Source organism: Blautia sp. ZXY-1-B12 (genome assembly GCF_056339915.1).
In genome coordinates, this window is sequence record NZ_JBWJVP010000003.1 from 1 (window position 1) to 3,372 (window position 3,372).

Consider the following 3,372-nt stretch of genomic DNA (forward strand, 5'->3'; position numbering starts at 1 on the left):
TACCGGAACCTTTGCTACCATGGACTGAGTCTCTGTGAGCTGATATTTACCACCGTATGGCATAAATACACTGCCTGCTCCGATAGAACCATCGAACATTTCCACAAGTCCCTTCTGAGAGCATACATTTAAGTCTGCCAGAGTTTCCATCCATTTAGCTTTTACATCAGCTACATCCGGGCGCTCTTCAAAGAGATTGCCTTCTTTGTTAGGGATTTCTACTTCTACAGTTGTCTCCTGATGTGCACCGTTAGTGTCAAGGAATGCACGGGAAATATTTACGATTTCTTTTCCTCTCCATACAAGTACCAGACGAGGATCCTCTGTTACAACTGCAACCGGAATTGCCTCCAGGTTCTCTTCATTTGCATAGCCAAGGAAAGTATCTACATCTTTCGGGTCAACTACTACAGCCATACGTTCCTGAGATTCGGAGATTGCGATCTCAGTTCCGTCAAGACCTGCATATTTCTTCGGAACCTTGTCAAGATCTACCCTCAGACCTGCTGCCAGCTCACCGATAGCAACGGAAACACCGCCTGCACCAAAGTCATTACATTTCTTAATAATATGGCTGACTTCCTCACGGCGGAACATACGCTGGATCTTACGCTCAGTAGGAGCATTACCTTTCTGCACCTCAGCGCCGCACACTTCAATAGAAGCTTCTGTATGAACCTTGGAAGAACCTGTAGCACCACCGATACCGTCACGTCCTGTACGTCCTCCAAGTAAGATAATGATATCTCCCGGATCAGAATTCTCACGGATAACCGCGCGCCTCGGAGCAGCACCCATAACAGCACCGATCTCCATACGTTTCGCTACATAGTTAGGATGGTAAACTTCTTTTACATAACCTGTTGCAAGACCGATCTGGTTTCCATAGGAGCTGTAGCCATGAGCTGCGCTTCTTACCAGTTTCTTCTGCGGAAGTTTACCCTTGAGAGTTTCTTTTACAGAAACAGTAGGATCTGCCGCACCTGTTACACGCATTGCCTGATATACATAAGTACGTCCTGAAAGCGGGTCACGGATCGCACCGCCAAGGCAGGTAGCTGCACCACCGAATGGCTCGATCTCAGTAGGATGGTTATGTGTCTCATTCTTGAAGTTGATCAGCCATTCCTCTTCTTTACCGTCTACGTCTACAGGAACTACAATACTGCAGGCATTGATCTCATCAGATTCTTCCTGATCAGCAAGCTTTCCTTCTGCTTTCAGTTTCTTCATAGCCATCAGAGCCAGATCCATCAGGCAGACAAATTTGTCCTTACGGCCTTTGTAAAGTTCTTCTCTGTCAGCAAGATATTTGTTGTAGGTATCTACGATTGGTGCTTTGTAATCACCTTCGTCAAATTTTACATCTGTCAGCTCTGTGGAGAAGGTTGTGTGACGGCAATGATCAGACCAGTAGGTATCAAGTACACGGATTTCTGTCATGGACGGGTCACGTTTCTCTTCTTCTTTGAAATAATGCTGGATATGCTGGAAATCCTTGAATGTCATTGCAAGATTTAAAGAATCATAAAGTTCCTTTAATTCTGCTTCCGGCATTTCCTTAAATCCGTCAAAAATCTTAACATCTTCGGGTTCCGGGAAAACAGTTACCAGTGTTTCCGGTTTCTGCAGACCTGTCTCACGGGAATCTACAGGGTTGATGCAGTGATGCTTGATAGCATCAAATTCTTCATCTGTGATAGTTCCTTCAATTACATAAGTAGTTGCGGAACGAATGATAGGCTGTGCATTCTCATCCAGGAACTGTACACACTGAACAGCAGAATCTGCTCTCTGGTCAAACTGTCCCGGTAAAAATTCTACAGAGAAGATGCGGGAGCCTTCTGCTGCCTCAAAATTCTCCAGATATAAATCATCTACAGGTGGCTCTGCAAAAACAGTTTTGCATGCTTTATCAAAAACTTCATCAGAAATATTTTCTACATCATAGCGAATCAGCACACGTACTGCTGTTACGGATTTAATTCCCAGATAGCTGCTGACCTCATGTTTTAATTCCTTTGCCTGTACAGCGAAGGCCGGTTTCTTTTCTACATAGACACGTCTTACGTTACTCATAGAAACTCCTTTCTTATGTATGCATTGTTTTAAAAATGCTTTAAAAGCACCTTGCAGCCCGACTCCAGTGAACCTGCTGCTTGAACTATTGCTTTCTTTATAGTATCATAGGAAATATCATTAGTAAAATTAATATATCTTATATTTTTTATTAATACAATTAATTAATCACCGTTCACACTCCACTGTCGACGAGATATTGGGGAATGAATATGCCAAAATCCCGAGACATACAATCTAAAGTTCCATTGCTGCCGACAATTTGTATCATCACATTATTTTATGAAAGGATTTATTTCTATGGATATTAATCTTGAACTATACAAAGTATTCTACTATGTTGCCACCACCCTCAGCTTCTCAGAGGCCTCCCGCCAGCTTTTTATCTCCCAGTCAGCAGTCAGCCAGTCCATTAAAACTCTGGAAAAGAAGCTAAATCATCCTCTTTTTATCCGCAGTACCAAGAAAGTATTGTTAACTCCTGAAGGAGAACTTCTGCTCCAGCATGTAAAACCGGCTCTCCAGCTTCTGGACGAGGGAGAATCTCTCCTGTCAGGAGACAATCTGCTGAAAGGCCAGCTGCGTATTGCTGCCAGCGATACGATCTGCCGGTATTTTCTCATTGATTATCTTCAGAAATTCCATCAAACCTACCCGGATGTCCGTATCAAAGTCACAAACAGTACCTCCATCGGCTGTGCAGAGCTTCTGGAAAAGGGTCAGGCAGATCTTATTGTATGCAACTGTCCCAATTCCAGGCTTGGCAGTCATTTTCAGACACGTGTGCTAAAAGAATTCCACGATGTATTCGTTGCCAATACGGATTACTTTCCTGTACACACTGTTCAGACCGAACTGCAAGAGCTTCTGAACTATCCGATCCTGATGCTTTCCCCCAAAAGTACCACCAGTGAATATCTGCGAGAGGCATTCACAGCCCATAATCTCAAGCTTCTTCCTGAAGTAGAGTTAAACAGTAATGACCTGCTTCTGGATCTGGCACGGATCGGACTGGGGATTGCCTGTGTTCCTGATTATATGTTAAAAGAAAATGATCAGCTGACACCGCTCATGTTAAAAGAGCCTCTTCCCGGACGTCAGCTTATACTTGCCCAGCATGACAGTCTTACTGTCTCTCAGGCTGCTGAACGCTTTATTGAAATGTTTACTTCCACATAATAAAAGAAAGTCCTCACTCAGTACTGAAACAACAATTTTTATAATCGCGTTTCTTACTGAATGAGAACTTCTTTTTCTTATTTCGGCATTACAGCCAGTGCATCAGTAATATAC

Annotated in this window: 2 protein-coding genes; one reads left to right on the forward strand and one right to left on the reverse strand. The window is 43.3% G+C overall.

The window, feature by feature from the left end:
* The coding region (locus tag AC075L_RS00245; protein WP_476386998.1) for a phosphoribosylformylglycinamidine synthase at positions 1-2,079 on the reverse strand (2,079 nt) is incomplete at its 3' end.
* 300 nt (positions 2,080-2,379) lie between these two features.
* On the opposite strand from AC075L_RS00245, the gene AC075L_RS00250 reads away from it, so the two are divergent.
* Positions 2,380-3,258: a LysR family transcriptional regulator gene (locus AC075L_RS00250; protein WP_118409021.1), complete on the forward strand. Its 879-nt coding sequence runs from the start codon at positions 2,380-2,382 to the stop codon at positions 3,256-3,258.
* Positions 3,259-3,372 lie beyond the last annotated feature (114 nt).